The sequence below is a fragment of the Saccharopolyspora sp. NPDC045941 genome, from assembly GCF_056431445.1.
Genome location: NZ_JBWKKU010000004.1, coordinates 1 through 18,954 on the forward strand (window position 1 = coordinate 1; position 18,954 = coordinate 18,954).

General features: G+C 72.0%; 18 protein-coding genes. 7 read left to right on the plus strand and 11 right to left on the minus strand.

Going from position 1 to position 18,954, the window contains the following annotated elements:
• Positions 1-227: 227 nt before the first annotated feature.
• Complete coding sequence (locus AC07FN_RS04080) at positions 228-1,175, plus strand: class 1 isoprenoid biosynthesis enzyme (RefSeq protein WP_478394274.1); 948 nt, start codon at positions 228-230, stop codon at positions 1,173-1,175.
• A gap of 156 nt (positions 1,176-1,331) precedes the next feature.
• On the opposite strand, the gene AC07FN_RS04085 is transcribed toward AC07FN_RS04080, so the two are convergent.
• From AC07FN_RS04085 to AC07FN_RS04100, 4 genes are all read right to left on the minus strand, one after another.
• A complete protein-coding gene (locus AC07FN_RS04085) occupies positions 1,332-3,335 on the minus strand; it encodes a GtrA domain-containing protein (RefSeq protein ID WP_478394275.1) in 2,004 nt (667 codons plus the stop codon).
• Between the two features lie 133 nt (positions 3,336-3,468).
• The gene (locus AC07FN_RS04090) at positions 3,469-4,869 is read right to left on the minus strand and encodes a sugar porter family MFS transporter (protein ID WP_478394276.1); all 1,401 of its coding nucleotides are present in this window, start codon (positions 4,867-4,869) and stop codon (positions 3,469-3,471) included.
• A gap of 78 nt (positions 4,870-4,947) precedes the next feature.
• Positions 4,948-5,829 (minus strand): SIS domain-containing protein, encoded by an 882-nt coding sequence (locus AC07FN_RS04095; protein ID WP_478394277.1) that lies wholly within the window; start codon positions 5,827-5,829, stop codon positions 4,948-4,950.
• Between the two features lie 97 nt (positions 5,830-5,926).
• On the minus strand, positions 5,927-6,709 hold the full coding sequence (locus tag AC07FN_RS04100; RefSeq protein ID WP_478394278.1) for a DeoR/GlpR family DNA-binding transcription regulator: 783 nt from the start codon (positions 6,707-6,709) through the stop codon (positions 5,927-5,929).
• Positions 6,710-6,890: 181 nt separating this feature from the next.
• On the opposite strand from AC07FN_RS04100, the gene AC07FN_RS04105 reads away from it, so the two are divergent.
• The 5 genes from AC07FN_RS04105 (at position 6,891) to AC07FN_RS04125 (ending at position 11,290) form a co-directional block, all read left to right on the plus strand.
• Positions 6,891-8,258, plus strand: a complete 1,368-nt coding sequence (locus tag AC07FN_RS04105; protein ID WP_478394279.1) for a Gfo/Idh/MocA family protein — start codon at positions 6,891-6,893, stop codon at positions 8,256-8,258.
• 28 nt (positions 8,259-8,286) lie between these two features.
• Positions 8,287-8,913 (plus strand): nucleotidyltransferase domain-containing protein, encoded by a 627-nt coding sequence (locus AC07FN_RS04110; RefSeq protein WP_478394280.1) that lies wholly within the window; start codon positions 8,287-8,289, stop codon positions 8,911-8,913.
• Positions 8,914-9,166: 253 nt separating this feature from the next.
• Entirely contained in the window at positions 9,167-10,324 is a 1,158-nt protein-coding gene (locus tag AC07FN_RS04115) for a GAF domain-containing sensor histidine kinase (RefSeq protein ID WP_478394281.1), read from the plus strand.
• Entirely contained in the window at positions 10,321-10,950 is a 630-nt protein-coding gene (locus AC07FN_RS04120) for a response regulator (protein WP_478394282.1), read from the plus strand. Before AC07FN_RS04115 ends, AC07FN_RS04120 begins: the two co-directional genes overlap by 4 nt.
• Before the next feature lie 202 nt (positions 10,951-11,152).
• Positions 11,153-11,290 carry a hypothetical protein gene (locus AC07FN_RS04125; RefSeq protein WP_478394283.1) on the plus strand — a complete coding sequence of 46 codons (138 nt, stop codon included), beginning with the start codon at positions 11,153-11,155 and terminating at the stop codon, positions 11,288-11,290.
• A gap of 54 nt (positions 11,291-11,344) precedes the next feature.
• Here the strand turns inward: AC07FN_RS04125 and AC07FN_RS04130 are convergent, their stop codons facing one another.
• The 7 genes from AC07FN_RS04130 to AC07FN_RS04160 all read right to left on the minus strand — a co-directional run bounded on the left by AC07FN_RS04130 (position 11,345) and on the right by AC07FN_RS04160 (position 18,471).
• Positions 11,345-12,556, minus strand: a complete 1,212-nt coding sequence (locus tag AC07FN_RS04130; protein ID WP_478394284.1) for a hypothetical protein — start codon at positions 12,554-12,556, stop codon at positions 11,345-11,347.
• Entirely contained in the window at positions 12,553-12,867 is a 315-nt protein-coding gene (locus AC07FN_RS04135; RefSeq protein WP_358565577.1) for a type VII secretion target, read from the minus strand. Before AC07FN_RS04135 ends, AC07FN_RS04130 begins: the two co-directional genes overlap by 4 nt.
• On the minus strand, positions 12,864-13,286 hold the full coding sequence (locus tag AC07FN_RS04140) for a YbaB/EbfC family nucleoid-associated protein (RefSeq protein WP_478394285.1): 423 nt from the start codon (positions 13,284-13,286) through the stop codon (positions 12,864-12,866). Before AC07FN_RS04140 ends, AC07FN_RS04135 begins: the two co-directional genes overlap by 4 nt.
• 38 nt (positions 13,287-13,324) lie before the next feature.
• Positions 13,325-14,158, minus strand: coding sequence for an ESX secretion-associated protein EspG (locus tag AC07FN_RS04145; RefSeq protein ID WP_478394286.1), 834 nt, complete (start codon positions 14,156-14,158; stop codon positions 13,325-13,327).
• A complete protein-coding gene (locus tag AC07FN_RS04150; RefSeq protein WP_478394287.1) occupies positions 14,155-14,502 on the minus strand; it encodes a hypothetical protein in 348 nt (115 codons plus the stop codon). The genes AC07FN_RS04145 and AC07FN_RS04150 overlap by 4 nt, the downstream gene beginning before the upstream one ends.
• Before the next feature lie 20 nt (positions 14,503-14,522).
• Positions 14,523-15,641, minus strand: coding sequence for a WXG100 family type VII secretion target (locus AC07FN_RS04155; RefSeq protein ID WP_478394288.1), 1,119 nt, complete (start codon positions 15,639-15,641; stop codon positions 14,523-14,525).
• Between the two features lie 304 nt (positions 15,642-15,945).
• Entirely contained in the window at positions 15,946-18,471 is a 2,526-nt protein-coding gene (locus AC07FN_RS04160; protein WP_478394289.1) for a helix-turn-helix transcriptional regulator, read from the minus strand.
• Between the two features lie 108 nt (positions 18,472-18,579).
• Here AC07FN_RS04160 and AC07FN_RS04165 point away from each other — a divergent pair, with 108 nt between their 5' ends.
• Entirely contained in the window at positions 18,580-18,927 is a 348-nt protein-coding gene (locus AC07FN_RS04165) for an MmcQ/YjbR family DNA-binding protein (protein ID WP_478394290.1), read from the plus strand.
• The last annotated feature ends 27 nt before the right edge of the window (positions 18,928-18,954 follow it).

Consider the following 18,954-nt stretch of genomic DNA (forward strand, 5'->3'; position numbering starts at 1 on the left):
CCTCTTGCGACGCCGGGGAAAGCTGCCGAGCGTTAGTCACCGCCACCCTCACACCATAACCAACGAACACGCCACATTTGAGTTACGCATCAATAAGTCACGGCTCCCGCAGTCCAGGCGGACGCTGAGGTTCCGCCACCCGCACCGCCACACAAGCCATTCTGCAACCACTCCTGATACCGTTGTGGCGTCTCGACTTCGCTTGCGTCGACTACTCGAATCGACGCATGGACAGCGGACTGTGGCGGGATCTTCTCGCTCTCGGGCGGTCGGTCGAACTCGCCGGTGCCGTGCCGTCGATTGGGCGCCGTGCCGTCGAGTACGTGGCCACATACGAGCGAGTGGTCGCCCCGATCGTCGAGTCGACGCTGGGCCGTTCGGGCCCTCGCCGGTACCTGGACAGTTCGATGTGCGAGGTGTGCGCCAAGCTGTGCTTCCTGGTCTCCGGCTACGCGGCCATCGCGAATGTGCCCTTTCGCGCGGATCTCGCAGTGCTCGGCGGCGCGGTCGCCAGGGTGTACGACGACCTCGTCGACGAGCACGGCGGCGGCGACGATCTGTTCGAGCGGCTTTCGACGCTGTTCGGCGGTGGCGCGTTCGCGCCGGCCAACCCCATCGAACGGCTGTTGTTCGCCCTGTACCTGGAGTTGGAACGGCGGCTCGGCCGGAGTCGCGACGATCCCATCAACTTCGCGCTGGCCGCATTGCACGAAGCGCAGGTCAGGTCGCAGCGCCAGCGTGACTCCACGATCCCGTCGTCGGTCCTGGCGGAGATCACGCGGGCCAAGGGCGGACACGCGATGGTGGTGATATTCGCGTTGCAGCGGCCGGCGATGGGAATCCGGGAACTGGAACTCGTGCGGGAACTGGGCGGGACACTGCAATTCCTCGACGACTACGTGGACGTCGCGGCCGACCGGAAGATCGGGATCACCACCTCGGCGACGAGAGGAGAGTTGTCACTCGCCCACATTTGTCGACGGCTGCGAAGGCTGCGTCCCGCGCTGTGCGACTTCTACGGCCGGTCCCAACCGCTTTGCGGTGTCATCTACGTCGGTTTGTGGGGATCTTTCCTACGACGCCGTTGGCCGAGCCGGCTCGCCGCGGGGACTCCGGCGAGAATGCTGGCATCCCTGGCTCGAAAGTGGGTGCGGGTACGACGAACCGGGGGCTGACAGGTGACGTCGACCGGAGGGTGGTGGATCTCGTGCACGGCGGCGTTTTCTCCGAGCAGGGGCCGCTGCGCCCGGACCTGTCCGTGCCGCTGCCGCCGACCGGTGGGGTGGCGGCGGCTATGTGGTTGCGCGGGCCTGCGTTGCGAAATGCTGCCCTCAGGCAGTCTCACCTACTGGCTGGCTGGCTGGCTGGCTGGCTGTTGGGCGGGCCGGTCGCGCGGCCAGCCGATCCTGCAACACCGCGTGCCGAAACTGGTAGTGCGGACCGACCTGACGCAGCACGCCGAGTCGATGAGCGTCCGCGAGGAAGGACATGAGCCGCAGCGGCGTTCGGCCGCGCAGCGCCAGCCAGAGCCGGACGACGAGGAAAGCGCCGCAAGCACTCGTGGACTGCATGACGAGACCGAGCCCGCAGGCACCGATCAATCCGCCGACCGCCGCGCCGACCAGGCCGACGAGCGCGGGGTCGTCGATCGGGGTGATCAGTCCTCGGTCGGCCGCGCCGAAAACGCCGCCCATCAACGCCCCGACCAGGGCTCCGACCACGGCACCGAGCCCCGCTGCGTAGAGCACCGCGAGTTCGTCGTCGCGCAGCGTTCGGGCCGGGGTGACCGCCTCGCGCGACTCGGTCGGCTCGGTGAACCGGCGGACCAGGCCGAATGCGAGCCCGAAGACCAACCCGATCACCACCCCGAAACCAGCGCCCCAGAGCACACCGACGACGATCCCGCCGACCAGCGCGCCGACCACACCGAACCCGAGGTCGCGAGCGAGTTCGCGCCGGCGCAGTGGCCGCGGTACGAACCGCCGAGGATTCTCCGGTCGGACGAAGCTCAGCCCGAACCCGCAGATCACGCCGACCGCGAGCCCGAGCAATGCCCCGAAGCCAGGGCGGCCGAACAGCCCGAAGAACAACCAGCCCAACAACGTGCACGACGAGCCGCCGGTCAACGCGCCTGCGCTGGGCCACACCGGTTTCGGCACCAGCTCGTGGAGGCGCCACCAGGCGATCTCTCGTCCGCCGCCGCGGGCGAGGAAAACCAGCCACCGCTCTGCTTTCGCTGGATCCCAACGTCGTGCCGGGTGCGCGGGGTTTGACAGCGGAGAGGGCGGCCGCGTCGCGAAAGCGTGTTGGGTGAACACATCCAGCAGGCGTTCTTCGATTTGGCGCGCGTCGGGAAGTGCGAGCAGTTCCGCAGGATCGGTGCCGGGATGGGCGTACGCGGTTCGGGCCAGGAAGAGCATCAGCGGGGTGCGCAGTGCCTCGACGATCGGCTCGTCGTGCCCCTCGGTGAGTTCGGCCAACACGGGATCCCAGCGATCGATGCCGGCATCGGGTGCTGCTTCGAGCAGGTAGCCGGCAGCGGTCTCAGCGGCTATCGGCAAAAGCTGCACTACCAACGCATCGCGCACGATCCCGGTCGTGTTCGCCGAGTGGAACTCGTCGCTGCGGCAGGTCAGCACAACCGGCTCGGCGTTGCGCGCGTCCAACTCGATGGCCCGCAACGCGGTGGCCCGGTCACTGGGGGCCATTTCGTCAAGACCGTCGAGCACCGGCAGGATTCGGTGCTGCGCAAGCAGATCCCGCACGGCAGTGGTGCCAAAGCGCGCCTCGTTGCCGAGGAACGGGTAGTCGTCGAGGATGTTGCGGATCAGCCAGGCGTGCAGGTTCTCCGACGGATCCCACGAGGAGATCTGGAGCGGCACGGGTACCTGGGGCGGCGCGGGCCGGCGCAACAGTTCCAGGGTCAGCAACAGGCACAAGGCCGTCTTCCCGGCGCCCGGCTCGCCGATCACTACGAGGCGGCGCGGATCGTCGGCGTAGGAAGCGATGAGCTGAGCCAGGTCTCCCGCATCCACGCCGCCCCTGGCCTGCCATCGGACCGGCAGGGATCCCGCATCCTCGAGCAGTCGCTGGTCGGCCTCGGCCTCCCGCTGCGTGCGCACTTCCCAGGCCAACGCCTCGGCGGCGCGGTCCACCTGTTCCGGTGTGCTCGGCTCCATCAGTTTCGAGCGCAACCGCCAGGCGGCAACGGCCTGCGCCACTGCAGCCGCGCCGGAAACGATGGTCAGTAGGGTCGTCGCGACGGCAGCGCCGTACTGAACCCACATGATCGTGAGTCCGAGTACCAGCGCGGCCCACAACGCGATGCGTCCCAACGCTCCTTTTCGCGACACTCGATCATTAAACCGAACCCGGCCGCTCGGGAACAGGAACGACCGCAGAACCGTTGAAGGCAACGCAAAAACACCCTCGGGCCGAGACCTCGGACGTCGTTGCGCCGGGCTCCGGCTAGTCGCCGCGGTGCGGTGCGGGGTCGGCGGGCCAGCGGGCGCCGTTCTCCCAGTAGGCGCGGATGCTCTCCAGGGACCGGCCCTTGGTCTCGGGCGCGAACCGGAACACGAACGCCCAGGCGATCGCCGCGAGCAGCACGAAGATCGCGAACGTGGTGGCACCGCCGAGGCCGTCCATCAGCGGCAGGAAGAACTGGGCGACGATCAGGTTCGCCACCAGGTCCGCGGTCAGCATCAGCGACGCGCCGAAGGCGCGCAGCCGCGCGGGGAAGCTCTCCGAGGCGAACACCCAGACCAGCGAACCGAAACCGAAGTTGAACCCGGCGGTGAACACCAGGATCGCCGCGAAACCCCACCACGATCCGCCGCCGCCCAGCGATCCGGTGGCGAACACCAGGATCATCGCGACCCCGGCGGCCATCATCGCCGCGATGCCGCCGAGCAGGATCGGGCGCCGCCCGGCGCGGTCCACGACGAACAGCGATCCGATGGTCGCCAGCAGCGCCGCCGCCTGCACCATCGCGGGCAGCCCGAGCACGGTGGCGTTGCCCTGGAAACCCATCTGCTTGAAGATCATCGGGCTGTAGTAGGTGATCGCGTTGATCCCGGTGATCTGCACGAGGAAGCCGAGGACCAGCACGAACATCGTCGCGCCGGAGTAGGGGCGGCGGAACATCTCGCCGAACCGGCCGCCGTGCCGGGCCGAGATGTCGGCGCGGATCTCGGCGAGCTCCCGCTCGGCGTCGGCGCCCGGGTCGACCAGCCGCAGGGTCCGGCCGGCCTCGTCGTGCCGGCCCTTGAGCACGTACCAGCGCGCGGTGTCGGGCAGCCGCACGAGCAGGAAGACCACCAGCACGGACGGGACCGCGGACAGGGCGAGCATCAGCCGCCAGTTCCCCGACGAGGCAAGGCTCCAGTCGACCAGGTAGGCGGCGAGGATGCCGGCCACGGTGGCGACCTGGTAGCCGACGACCAGCGCGCCGCGGATCGCCGCGGGCGCGGATTCGGCGAGGAAGATCGGCGCCACCACCAGCGACAAGCCGATGCTGACGCCGAGGAAGAACCGCGCGACGTCGAGCCAGAGGATGTCGGAGACCAGCCCGGACCAGGCGGCGAACACCGCGTAGCCGAGCACCACGACGATCATCGTCGGCTTCCGGCCGATCGCGGTGGCCAGCTTCCCGGCGAGCAGCGCGCCGACGATGTTGCCCGCCACCAGCACCGTGGTCACGCTGCCCTGCAGCGCGGGGGACAGGCGCATCTCCTCGGTGATGAACAGCAGCGCGCCGGAGACGTTGCCGATGTCGTAGCCGTAGATGACGCCGATGGTCGCGGCGGCGATCGCGATCCGCCGGGCCGTTGCCGAGGCGGCGCCCAGCGAGGGGGAGGCTCCGGACATGACACCCTCCTTGGTGCGGTCAGGTTCCGAGGACGTCGAGGTGCTTGCGGGGGTCGACGGCGGCCAGGGCCTCCGCCGTCAGCGGTCGAGCACGACGGAGCGGCTGAGGTGCCGCGGCGCGTCCGGGTCGAGGCCGCGGTGCCGCGCGAGCCGGACGGCGAGCAGCTGGGCGCGGACCAGATCCGCCATCGGGTCGATGGCGTGCCGGACGAACGTCGCGCCGGTGCGCCGCACGTCGGCTTCCAGGTCCGTCAGCGCCGCGCCGAGCAGCCACGTCACGCGCCCCGGTTCGGCGATGCTGATCGGCCCGTGCCGGTACTCCAGCGCCGGGTAGGACTCGGCCCAGATCCCCGTCGCCTCGCGGAACTTCAGCGCCGCCTCGTGCGCGAGCCCGACCGTCCAGCCCGTGCCGAGGAACGTGAACTGGTTCGCCTCCAACAGGTTCGGCAGCGGCTCGCGGAGCACGGCCTCGGCCTGGTCGGCGGCGCCGGCCAGGGATTGCCCGAGATGCGTGCGCAGCAGCGCGAGAGTGCTGGTGGCGAACCGGGTTTGCACCACCGAGCGCTCGTCGCAGAACGACAGGTCCACGACCTCGTCGGCGACGTCGCGCACAGCGTCGGGCGTCGCCGTGAGTACCGTGGTGGGCACTTTTCCACGCAGCGAAGCCAGGAGCTGCCGGACCTCCGTCGTCGTGCCGGAGCGCGTGATGGCCAGCGCCCGGTCGTAGCGGCGGCCGGCCGGCATCTCCGACGCGGGGAACGCGTCGGTCACGCCCAGCCCGGACGCCTCCCGGAGCGCCGCGAAGGACTGCGCGACGAACCACGAAGTCCCGCAGCCGATCGCCGCGACCAGCTCGTCCGCCCGCGGCAACGCGTCCTGCACCGAGTCGGCCAGCGCGGCCGCCCGGCGCCAGCACTCCGGTTGGCTGGTGATCTCGGCCTGCACGAACGACTGCGCCATCGCGCGCTCCTCCGAAGGGCGTCGGCGAACGAAACAGCCATCAGGCTAAGTGCGTGAAAGTGATTGATCAATGCTCTATTCGAGCATCATTGATCAGTCAGGCGACCAGGACCCTGGTCCCGGTCGCGTCGAAGGCCTGCCGGACCTCCTCGTCGACACCGGAGTTGGTGATCAGCGTGTCGATCGCGTCGCCCGCGCAGATCTGCGCGAACGCGCGGCGCCCCAGCTTCGAGCTGTCGGCGACCACGACGACGCGCGCCGCGCGCGAAGCCATCAGCCGGTTGATGCTCGCCTCGCCCTCGTGGTGCGCGTAGGCGCCGAGCTCGCTGTCGATCGCGTCGACGCCCAGGAACAGCAGGTCGAGGGTGATCTCCTGCAGGATGTGCGTGGCCAGCGGCCCGGTGAGCTCGAAGGACTGCTGCCGGGCGACGCCGCCGGTCACCACGATCTTGATGTGCGGCCGGACCACCAGCTCGTTGGCGATGTTCAAGGCGTTGGTGACCACGGTCAGCCCCGGATCGCCGCGCTCGCTGAGATCCGGCCGGGTGGCCAGGCAGCGGGCGACCTCGGTCGTGGTGGTGCCGCCGTTGAGCCCGATCACCATGCCGGGCTGGACCAGCCGCGCCGCCGCCGCGCTGATCCGCTGCTTCTCCGGCGCGTGCCGGGCGGCCTTGTGCCGCAGCGGCAGGTCGTAGGCGACGTTGGTGGCCACCGCGCCGCCGCGGGTGCGGGCGAGCAGCTGCTGGTCCGCGAGGTGGTCGAGGTCGCGGCGGATGGTCGCGGCGGAAACGTCCAGCTCGGCGGCCAGTTCCTCAACGTCGGCGCGTTCGCGCCGGCCGACGATGTCCAGGAGTTTGCTCAGCCGTTCGTGCCGGTTCACAGCCATTCCTTTCGCGCGGCCCCGACGAAAAGTACTACAACGCCCGTCGCGACCCGGGTGCTTCGGGGCAGCCGAACGGATCATCGCCGAACCGCCCGTGCGTCGGTACTGCCGCGAGGGCAGATGTGCAATTCTGCGCGAAACATTCTTTAATCACGCACTTTCATGCAGGAGGAGACCGATGGCCGACCGCACTCCTCTTTCCCGGCGGACCCTGCTGCGAACCGGTGCGGTGGCCGGAGCCGGGCTCGGGCTCGCCGACCTGGCGGCCGGATCCGCCGCCGCGCAGCAGGCCTGGCCCGAGGCCAAGGGAGATCCCATGATGGGCGTGCCGTTCGAGCCGCTCGACACCGTCCGCGTCGGGATCATCGGCCTGGGCAACCGCGGCGCGAGCATGCTGCCGCTGTTCCTGGAGCTCGAAGGCGTCGCGATCACCGCGCTGTGCGACGCGAACCTCGATGCCGTGAACCGCGCCGCCAAGGCCGTGGTCGACGCGGGGCGCCCGGAACCGGCCAAGCACGGCGGCGGGGACCACGACTTCGAGGCCCTGTGCGCCCGCGACGACGTCGACTTCGTCTACATCGCCACCCCGTGGGAATGGCACACGCCGATGGCGGTCACGGCGATGCGCGGCGGCAAGCACGTCGGCGTGGAATGCCCGGCCGGCGTGACCACCGCCGAGCTGTGGGAACTCGTCGACACCTCCGAGCAGACCCGGCGGCACTGCATCCAGCTGGAGAACTGCTGCTACGGCCAGAACGAGCTGCGCGTACTGCGGATGGCGCACGACGGCATGTTCGGCGACCTGCTCTACGGTGCCGGCGCTTACCTCCACGACCTGCGGGAACTGCTGTTCTCCAAGACCTACTACGCGAAGCAGTGGCGCCGCGCGTGGCACACCAAGGTCAACGGCGACCTGTACCCGACGCACGGGCTCGGCCCGGTCGCGGCGTACCTCGACGTCAACCGCGGCGACCGGCTGACGCGGATCACCTCCATGAGCACCCCGGCGCTCGGGCTGGCCGCCTACCGGCAGGAGCACCTGCCCGCGGACGACCCGGCGTGGCAGGAGCCCTACGTCAAGGGCGACGCGACCATGAGCCTGATCCAGACCGAGGCGGGCCGCGTCATCCACCTCGTGCACGACGTGTCCAACGGCCGGCCCTACAGCCGCCTCAACCAGCTGCAGGGCACCAAGGGCGTGTTCGAGGACTACCCGCCGCGGATCTACCTGGAGCCGACCGGAAATCCGCACGAGTGGGGGAACTGGGACGACTACGCGGGCCACGACCACTGGCTGTGGAAGGACGTCGGCCCGGGCCCGGGCGGGCACGGCGGCATGGACTACCTGATGCTCTACCGGCTCGCGCAGACCATGCGCCTCGGGCTGCCGCCGGACATCGACGTCTACGACTCGGCGACCTGGAGCGCGCCGTTCGTGCTCAGCGCGGAGTCGATCGCCGGCGGCAGCTCCGCGGTCGACTTCCCGGACTTCACCCGAGGCCGGTGGGACACCCCGCACCCCGGGACCGATTCCGCCAAGCCCTGACGTTCCGGGCATTTGCGAGGATCGGCGCGTGGCACCAGAACTCGCGCCGTGGGACCCGGCCGGACCGGCCGAGGTGCAACGCCTCTTCGCGCGGCAGCCCGCGCCCTGGTGGGTGGCCGGCGGGTACGCGGTCGAACTCGCAGCGGGGCGCAGGCTGCGCGAGCACGGCGACATCGACGTGCTGCTGCTGCGCCGCGACCAGCTCGCCGTCCAGCAGGCCCTGGCGGGCTGGGAGTGGTGGGCGGCCGACCCGCCCGGAACGCTTCGGCCCTGGCGCCGCGACGAGCGGCTGCCCGCGGGCGTGCACGACATCTGGTGCCGGCGGAACGCGGATTCGCCCTGGCGGATCCAGGTGATGCTGGACGAATCGGCCGGCGACGAGTGGGTGTCGAGACGAGCGCGACACCTCCGCCGGCCCATCGCCGGGATCGGCGGCCGGACCGCGGACGGCATCCCGTTCCTGGCCCCCGAGATCCAGCTGTTCTACAAGGCGGCGAACCCGCGCCCGAAGGACGAGTCCGACTTCGCGGCGGTGCTCCCGAGCCTCGGCGCGGCGCAGCGGCGCTGGCTCGCCGACGCGATCGCGACCACCTGCGGAGCCCATCCGTGGCTGTCCGCGCTCGTCCCCGCCGACGCCCCGCGCGATCCCGGCTGATGCCCGGATCCGCGATGCGGTCCTCACCGCATGCGCTAGCCGCGATGGTGTCGACCGGCGCTGAGCCGCACAAGGCGAGTTGAGCCTCGACCTGCGGTGATCGACGCGCGGCGGCTCGGTCCGGGACGCTGCCGGGTAGCATCGGGCTCCGGCCGCCCCGGGGGTGGCCGGAGCGCGAAACCGCCCGCCGGCCAGCGGAATCCCGGTCGGCTTTCGCGCTGCGAGCACAGTGGACGGAAGTTCGGGGGGCCGGGTGGCGCAAGGGCAGCGCGCGCAGGTGGAGCGGGCGGCGGAACAGGGCGTTCGGTTCGAGCACCTGCTGGACGAGCACGCGCAGGTGCTGCACCTGCTCGACGACACGGCCGCGCTGCGCGGGCTCGCGCAGCGGGTGCGCGACGAATGCGGCGCGCACATCGGCCTGGCCGGGCCGGTCGAGGCCGACCGCCTGCTGGTGCTGCGGCAGTGGAACGGCACCTGCGCCACCGGACTGCACGACCTGCGCGTTCCGATGGGCCTCGGGCTCGGCGGGTTGGCCTTCGCCGAGCTGCGGCCGGTGTGGGTCGACGACTACTGCGCGTCGGAGCTGATCACCCACGACTTCGACGGGCCGATCTCCGCCGACGGCATCAAGACCATGCTGGCGGTGCCGATGGTCCGGGCGGGCGAGGTGCACGGCGTGGTCTACGCCGCGATGCGCGAGATCACCGACTTCGGCGGCAGGCAGCTCGACGCCGCGGTGCACGTCGCCAACAGCGGGGGACTGGCGCTGCAGACGGCGTCGGCCGCGCGGCGCCAGCGCGAGACGGCGGCCGCGGCCGAACGCCGCCGGATCGCCTCGGAGCTGCACGATTCGGTGGGAGCGCGGCTGTTCCGGATGGGCGCGGAGCTGCGCGACCTGCGGACGCACGCCGAAGGCGGCAGCAGCGAACTGCTGGACCGGTTGGTGTCGCTGGAGAACCAGCTCGCGGAGACCGCGTCCGCCTTCCGGGACTCCGTGCACGCCCTGGACAACGGCGAACCGGGCGGCGGCCTCGCCGAGGCCTTGTCCCGGGATTGCGCGGCGTTCCAGCGCCGCACCGGCACGACGGCGCAGTCGGTCGAGGTCGGTGCGGTGCCGGACTGCGGGCCGCACCGCACCCGGGTGCTGCTCGCGGCCGCCCGCGAGGCGCTGCTCAACGTGGAGAAGCACGCCAACGCCCGCTCGGTGCTCATCAGCACGATCGCACTGGACGACGAGATCACCGTCTCGGTCGCCGACGACGGCAGCGGCTGGCCCGGCCGGGGCCAGGAGGGCAACGGCATCGGGCTGCGGGCCACCGCCGACCGGGTCGGCGAGGTCGGCGGCACGCTGTCGGTGGTGGCCAACGAGGACGGCGGGCTGACCGTGCGCATCCGGGTCCCGCTGACGTGAGCGAGGACATCCGCCTCGTCGTCGTCGACGACCACCCGGTGGTGCTCGACGGCGTTCGCCTGCTGCTGCGCGACGATCCGGGGATCCGAGTGGTCGGCGGCGCGCCGGACGCGGCCTCGGCGGTGCGGCTGGTCGCCCGGGCCCGGCCGCACGTCGTCCTGCTGGACCTGCGGTTGCCGGACGCGGTGGCGAGCGAACTCGTCGCGCCGCTGCGCCAGGCCGCGCCCGACGCGCGGATCGTGGTGTTCACGGCCTACCGCGACCACGCGGCGCTCCAGGCGACGCTCGACGCCGGTGTCGACGGCTGCCTGCTCAAGGACGCCGGCGCGACGGACCTGGTGGCGGCGGTGCGCCAGGCGGTGAGCGGGGTCGCGATCTTCGACCCGCGCGTCGACGCCCGGGCGGCGCCCCGGATGCGCGCCCGGCTGCACGACACCGGGCTGACGCAACGCGAGTACGACGTGGTCCGGCACGCCGCCGCGGGACGGACCAACCCGGAGATCGCCGAGCAGCTCGGCCTCACCCGGCACACCGTCACCGGCTACCTGCGCAACGCGATGCGCAAGCTCAACGCCCGCAACCGTATCGAGCTGATCACCAAGGCCGCCCAGTCGGGCCTGCTGTAGCCCCTGTTCGAGCACAAGCCCGACACGCCGGTGCATGTCGCGTCCCAGCGAAAACGTCACCTCAACCCGAACGGGTTTCGCCGGTAGCCCCCGATCCGGGGCGAAACCCCACAGGTGTGGGGGTCGGCTGTGCGTTCTGCGTCTCACCCATCGGTTCGATCGCGCGCCGGATCCGGCGTAGGCGCAGGTCAGGGGATCGCCGGTGCGAGCGGTCGGCGTCGGACTCCCGGTGCCGGCCTGGAAGGTGATCGCCATGGACAAGAAGTCGAAGCTGCTGATCATCGTCGTCGCCGGGGTCATCGCCATCGGACTGCTGTTCGTGGCCGTGTCGGTGGGCTGAAAAACGCCTGCACCCCCGGGTGCAGCCGGGAGTGCAGGCGTTCATCGGCAGGGCTCAGGCGTTGCCGGGCGGGGGCGTGCCGTACTGACCCGTGCCGTACTGGGTCGTTTCGGACGAGTCCGGGTCCGGCCACGTCGCTTCGTACGGGTTCTTGCGGGCCGTCTCCGCTTCGGACGAGTTCGCCGGGCGCGCCATCGGGCCACCCGCCGCCATGTAGGGCGAGCCGCTCTGGGAACCCGCCCCGGCCGCGGCCGAGTAGGCCGAGCCGGACGAACCCGGGTTCGTCCCCACGGGATTGGCGGTGGAGTAACCGGCCGCTGCCAGGCGAGGCGAGCCGGCGAGCGACGAGGTCGCGCCTGCCGCGGCCGTGCCTGCCGCGGCCGAATACGGCGCCCCCTCGAACGACGATCCCGGGATCGACGACTGGTCCGACGGCAGGCCGGAGAGCCCGGACCGCGTGCTCTGGGCCGTCGTGCCCCTCGGCGAGCCGGTGCTCTGCTGGGCGAGCTCGCTGATCTGCACGATCTTGTCGGTCAGCGAGGCCACGGCCTTGGCCGTCGAATCGACGTGCTTCATCAGGTTCTGCGCGCTGGAGAGCAGGGTCTGCAGGTGCCCCATGATCCGGCCGCCGTACTCCACGGCGACCTGCACGGCCTGCGGGATCGCGGCCGCGATGCTCGCCCCGAAGGTCGCCTGGGCCGCGGCGATCGCCTGGTTCATGATCATGATGATCTTGCCGACGGCCTCGTTGACGAGGGTCGTGACCTCCTGGAGGGTCTTCGCGACCGCTTCGCCCGCGCCGGCCGCGGCCTCCGCCAGCGCGACCCCCGCCTGGCCGAGCCCGTTGATCCCGTCCACCAGCTCCGCGCCGGTCTTCAGGTATCCGGCCGCTGCCTCGCCCGACCAGCCGCTGGTCTCCGGCCCGGTCGACTGCCCGTACTCCGAGGCGATCGTCGAGACCGCTCGCCCGGCGTTCTGGAAGCCCTCCGCGCCCGAGGCGATCGAGCTCGGGTCGCCGGCCAGCTGCTGCAGCGGTTCGGACAGGAACGACACCGATTCCGCCAGGAAGCCGAAACCGGCGCCGGCCAGGGCCGACAGCGGGTCGGACACCGAGCCGAGCACCTGCAGCCCGGCACCGGCCCCGCCGAAGTCACCGGTCTGCCAGTCCTTGTTCTGCACGGCCTGGATGGTCGACTTCAGGTCGTCGACGACCTGCGAGGCGTTCGACGGGTCCGGGTTCGCCGAGAAGTTGATCTCCACGGTCATCGCGCGTCCCTCCCGAACAGCAGGCCGGCGTTGCGGTCGTCGGAGCGCTCGTAGCCCTCGGCGGTCTGCACGAGCGCCGAGCTCATCCCGTCCATGGCGGACGCGGCGCTCCCGATGGCCTCCCCGGCCTGGGTCATGGCGCCGCTGAGCCCGGCCGTGATGAACTGCACGAACGAGCCGAGCGCGTTCTCGGCCAGCGCGCCGGGCAGGCCCCCGGCGGCGGAGGACAGCCCGTCGGCGATGCCGGCGACCGTCTTGGCGTGCTCCCGGATCTGCCCGGGATCGACCTGGAATTCGCCTGGCGCGCTCATCGGACGATCACCTGCGGGTTGGCGAAGAAGTAGTCGTCGTCGTCCGGCGGCGGCGGGCCCGACGAGGCGTCGACACCGGCGGCCGGCGGCATGTTCTGCTTCACGAAGTCCAGCGCGGGACCGTCGCCGACGTAGTCGGTCATGATCTCGACCACCTGGGCGCCGACCGAGCGCTGCGCCTGCTGCGCGGTGGTCAGGATGAGCCGCGCGAGCTGCTCGGCCTCCAGCGCGCGAGCCGCCGGCGTCAGCCGGATGTCCTCCATCGCGCCGCTGGGCCCTACCTGCACGGTGACCTCGCCGCGCGGCGAGGACGCCGTGCCGCTCATCCGGCTCAGGCTTTCGCTGGCCGCGCGGGCGTTCGCCGATGCCCGTGCGAGCTTCTTGTCGTAGTCAGCCAGCCACTGCGCTGGTGAATCCACGGTGTTTCCTCCGGCTTCGTCCTGGAAGTTGCCTGCGCTCACCGCGGCCGGCGGGCGATCCCGGCCAGCTCGTCGAGCGCGAAGCGCAGGTCCTCGCTGCGCAACGGGTTGATGCTCACCCAGCCGTTGCGGGCCGGGTTGACCCGCAGCCGGCCGCGCGGACCGTCCAACCAGGACAGTTCGGCGCCGGCCCGGACGTTCTCGGCGCCGTCGCGCCGCGTCGCGCCGAGCTGGCCCCGGCCGGTCAGGGTCGGCAGCAGCCCGGTGAGCTGGTCGAGCACGCCGGGGTCGCCGCCGCAGTCGCGGACGAGCTCCCGCAGGAGGCGTTCCTTCGCCTCGTCGTCCGCCGCGTCGCGGATCAGCTCCGCCGCGCTGCCGATCGCGCGCTCGGGCAACGAGATCGGCATCGCCCGGGCCGGGCCCAGGTCGGGCACCACCGGCCGCAGCGCGTCGCCCAGCGCGTTCGCCAGGACCCGCCTGATCCGCACCGGGCTGGCCGGGTCGCCGTCCAGCGGCTGCTCGCAGATCAGCGCCCACGACCGGTAGACCATCGCCACGACGGCGGTCGCGCCGTCGCCGTCGAACAGCACGAGATCGACCGTGCCCCGGTACTCGCGCAGCGCCGTGACCAGCTCGGCCGCGGCCCCGGCGGGCCCGTCCTCGTCGGCGAGCCCGCGCGCCTGGAGGGTCTGGCCCGCGGTGGCCAGCAGCACCTCCCGCTCGCCCTCGATCCGCCCGAACGACGGCACGCGCAGCGGGAAGGGGAAGCGCACGCCGACGTGCGAGGCGAGCAGATCGAGCTCGATCTGTCCGAAGTGGATGGTTCCGTCGGTGGCCCCGCGCCGGGCGGTGCGCGTGGTCGCGGTCGTCATTCCGCGGCACCGCCCGTCCTGCGCAGCGCCTGCGCGGTGTTGTCGTCGGAACTCACGTAGCGGGTGACGGTCTGGTGCAGCGCGTCGTGGAAGCCGTTCAGCTCGGTGTCGGCCGCGCTGATCTCGCCGGTGAGCCCGGACTGGCCGGCCGCCTCGCGCAGCCGCATCGCCAGGTGCATCGCCGGCGGCGCGGTGCCGAGCATCGGCATCCGCTCGGCGAGCTGGCGCGCGGACGTCACCAGGCCGTTGGTCTGCTCGCCGAGGGTGGTGAGCGTTTTGACCTGGGCCGCCAGGTCCTGCGGCGAGACCTGGTAGCCGGGCCCGGGGTTCGTTTCGGAGGTCAAGGGATTCACTCCTGTTCGTGTCAGCCGATGACCGGGGCGCTGGCCGGCCGGTCGTCGGCGAAGAGCTTCTGGTCGACGGTGGGCATGCGGTTCTGGTGGACCTGTTCTTCCTCTTCCTCGCCGCGCCGCGCGCCGGCCGGCCCCATGCCGCCGCCGGCCCCGCCGCGCCCGGCGACACCGGCCATTGAGCCGGACCCGGCCAGCAGCGCGCCGCCCGCGGCTCCGCCGCGCAGCCCCGCCTCCAGCGGTCCGGCGCCGACCAGCTTCCCCCAGGGCGTGCCGCCGCCGGCCCCGCCGGCCGCGCCGCCGAATCCGGCCGCGGAGGTCGACGCCGGCGCCCCGAAGCCGAAGGCCTCCGTCGAACCGCCCGGGGCGATCGTCTTGCTGCTGTTGAGCAGGCTCGTCTCGTACTGCTGCATCACGTGCACCGCCTGGGCCTTCTTCTCGGCGGCCGCGACATTGGCGAGGAACAGGCTGCCGCCACCGGCCGCCACGGCGCCGATCGCGGCACCCATCAGGGCACCCGGGGCCGCGCCGACGCCGCCCGCGCCCGCGCCGATCAGGCCGCCGATGACCGCCCCGGCCCCGGCACCGGCCGCGGCGCTGGCCACGGCGCCTCCGGTCGGGTCGCCGGGCGGCGGCGGCATCGTGTTGCGGGCGACGGAAAGCGCGTCGCCGGCGTCCTGGGTGGCCTGCTGGGTCGTGGCCGCGCGGGTGCTGATGTCGTCGGTCCGCTCGCCGATCGAGCCGAGCCGGTCCGTCGCCAGGTCGGCGGACGAACTGGTCCAGTTCGCCTGCATGGCGGTCCGCTGCCGGCGCATCGATTCCGCGTGATCGGTCAGCTCGCTGCTGTGCCGCCCCCACTCCGTGGCGACCGCGCTGACGTCTCCGACGTCGGCGTTGTCCCACAGCATCTGGTAGAGCTGCTCGTGGGAGTACGAGTTCCAGTTCGTGCCCTCGGGCGGGATCGGCGAACCGAAGTACCCCTCCCACACGTTGCGCAGGGCGTTCACCACGGGTTGCGCCAGCGCGCCGGCCGGGCCGGCGTCGTCCAGCACGGAGGTAGCGGCGTTCGCCAGGTCTTGCACGCCGGCGGACGCCATCTCAACGACGTTCGCCGTCTCCGAGTCGTTGATCATGTCCGGTGTTCTGCCTTCCAATCGGTCCGCCGACCCGGCGGCGGACCACCGATCACGGTGATCTTGCTGATTTCACGATCGCTGGAGACGGCTGCCGCCGTCGTCGCGCAGCGGTGGTGCGCTCACGGCGGGCGCGACGGGGCCGCCGATCGGCGCTGGTCTGCGCGCGAGATCCATGCGGGATGTCCACCTTCGTGCCGGGCCCGCATCCCCTCTGCGGGCACCGCACAAAGATCACCAGAACGGCGCAGCGGAATCATCCGCAACATTGCTGATGTTCCGGGAGCCGGGTAGGTAGCGGGCATCATTCGCGCTCCCCGAATCCGAGCGCGATCTCGATCCGCGACGAGTAGCCGAGCTTGGCGAGCACCCGCGACACGTGCGAATCGACCGTTCGCACCGACACGATCAGCCGTTCGGCCGTCTCCCGGTTGGTCAGGCCCTGCGCCACGAGTTCCGCGACGCGGTACTCGGCGGCGGTGAGGCTCTCCCAGCCGTGCTTCGGCCTGCGCCGGGAGCCGGTCGCGCCGCGCCGCAGGCCGAACGCTCGCAGCGCGGCGTCCGCCCGGTCGATGTCGCCGGTGGCGGTCAGCGCGGTGTACCGGTCGATCGCGGTCTGGTAGGCGGCCCGGGCGTCCGCGGATCTGCCGGACGCGGCCAGGACCTTCGCCGCGTCCTCCGCCGCCCGAGCGGCGAGGATCGGCGAGCCGGTGTCGGTGAACTCCTGGGCCGCGGCCAGCAGGACGTCGACGTCGCTGTCGACCAGCCCCTGGCAGTACATCAGCGCGCCGCGCTCGCCGGCCGATTCGCCTGTGCTCAGGTCCCGCATCTGCGCGACGAGCCGGTTGGCCAGGTCGCGGTCGCCGCCGGTGACCGCGATGCGCACGAGCCGGGCGCCGACCGTGGCGACCGAGTGCGCGTGGTGCACGCCGACGTCGCCGGCGGCGAGGGCGTGCACGATCTCCAGCGCCCGTTGCGAGTTGCCCTCGGCGTCGGCGACGTGCGCGCTGGCCAGGACGGAGATCTGCTCGTAGAACACGGCAACGCCGCGGCCGGGGGACCGCTCGGCGAGCTCGGCGTGGACGCGGGCGGCGGGCAGATCGCCGCGGTGCAGCATGATCATGGAGGCCACCCCGTGCAGCGGGCCGGCCAGCCCGTGCTGGTCGGGCAGCGCCATGGCGGCGCCGATCTCGTCGAGCGCCCGGTCCCAGAGCCCGTTGTTGAACGAGGCCAACGCGGCGATGGTGTGCAGCCAGACCAGCAGGCCAGCGCCGATCTCGCGGGCGATCGGGCGCGCCTGCTCGACGGTGTCCAGCGCGGCCTTGTCGTGGCGCAGGTCCTGGACCACCGCGCGCAGGAGGCGCGACATCAGCCACAGCCCGCGGTCGTCGATGGCGATCTCCAGCAGCGCGTCCCCGCGGTCCAGCCGCTCCAACGCCCCGTCGAGGTCGCGGAAGACGAACAAGCCCGTCGCCTCGACGTTGAGCAGGAAAACCTCGACGAGCGGATCGTGCGCGGCGGCCGGCGCCGCGAGCTCGACGGCGCGCTCCGTCCCGGTCAGATCGCCGGCCGCCAGGCGGGCGGCGGCGTCGATCGCGGCGAGCCGGCCGGACAGCTTGCCGTCGACGCGTTCCGGGTCCAGCGCCGCGATGGCGGCGGCGGGATCCATCTCCCGGAAGCAGATCAGGGCGAGCACGGCCCGCAACCGGTGCCGGATCGGCGTGTCCGGATGCGCGGCCAGGCTGGCGGTGGCGATGCGCTGCGACTCGTCGGTCCGGCCCGACCACATCAGCGCCTCGGCCAGCGCGGCGCGCAGCGGGTGCAGGCGCGGATCGCCGGGCGGCAGCCCGGAAACGGCCCGGTGGAACAGGTCCACCACCGCGGGCGTGGGCCGGGCGGCGAGCCGATCGGCGTGGTCGTCGAGCCAGTCGACGGTCCACGCGTCCACGGGCGTGTGCGCGAGCTGCTCGGCGACCGCCCGGGGCGGGGCGTTGCGGGCCGCGAGCGCGCGGGCCGCGGAGCCGCGCAAACCCGCCGAGGTCGCGGCCAGGTCCTGGCGCACCACCGGATGCCGGAACCGGACGAGCCCGCTTTCTTCCGCCAGCAACCCGATCCCGGCCAGCCGCTCGATCCGGGCCAGCGCGTCCACCGGTGTCGTTGCGGCGACGGCGGCCAGCTCGTCCACCGACGCGGGTTCGGCCAGGATCGCGGCGAAGCGCAGCAGGGCGGCGTCGTCGCCCGCCAGCCCGGTCGCCCAAGCCGTCACCGCCGCGGCGCGGTCGTCCGCGGTGAGGTGAGCCAGCAGCCACGGGTTGCCGCCTGCGCCGTCGGCCAGCCGCAACAGCGATTCCGGCGGTTCACCACCGGAGAGCTCGGTGAGGACGGCGCGGACCGCGCCGTCGTCCAGCGGTTCGAGGTCGTGCACGGTCGCGAGCCGGTCGAGCCCCGCGAACCGGGCGGACTCGACGCCGCGATGCCGCCCTGCGACGACCAGCAGCGGCCGGTCGGGCAGTCCTTCGGCGAGTTCGTGCAGCGCGAGCAGCGTCGCGTCGTCCGCCCGGTGCAGGTCGTCGATGACGATCGTGGCGGGCTCGGTCCAGTCCGGCGCACCGGCCGACAACGCGGTGGTTCCGCTCTGCGGCAGCACGGGAACCCGATGGGTCCGCATGCCGAGATCGCGCGCCACCGAGAGGTGCGCGTCCAACAGGGCGGTCACGCCGAGACCGGGATCGGCACGCAGCACGACGAGCCCGCCGCGCCCGGCACGTGCTGCCGCTGTGGCCTCAGCGAGCAGGCGCTGCGCCTCGTCTCGTCCGAATAAGTTCACCATCGCTATCGGCGGGAATGCTACAAGCGGATGATCACGAACAGAGCCGGTTCCGCCCGGAAAACCCCAGGTGGCCGGTTCCTGTCAGGGACTTGCGGGAGAATGTTCCCCATGGGTGTCCCGAGCGGTCAGTTCCTGCGGATGGTCGACGAGCTCGCCGAGGTCGAGCAGGCCGACTCGCGCAACTACACGTCGTTCAGCGTGCGCGGCAAGGGGTTCGGCTACTACTGGCCGCGCACCGAGACGGTCGGGCTGAAGCAGACGCTGTCCGAGCAGCTCGCGCTGGTGGCCGAGCGGCCGGAGGTGTTCGAGGTGCAGTTCACGGCGGGCGGCTACGGCTGGGTCGTCGTGCACCTGGCCAAGATCGACGCCGACGAGCTCGCCGAGCTGGTGTACGAGGCGTGGCGGCTCTCCGCCCCGGAAACCCTCGTCGAGGAGAACCCGCTCCCAGCCCGGTAGGGGTCCGGCCCGACCGCAGGCGCGAAC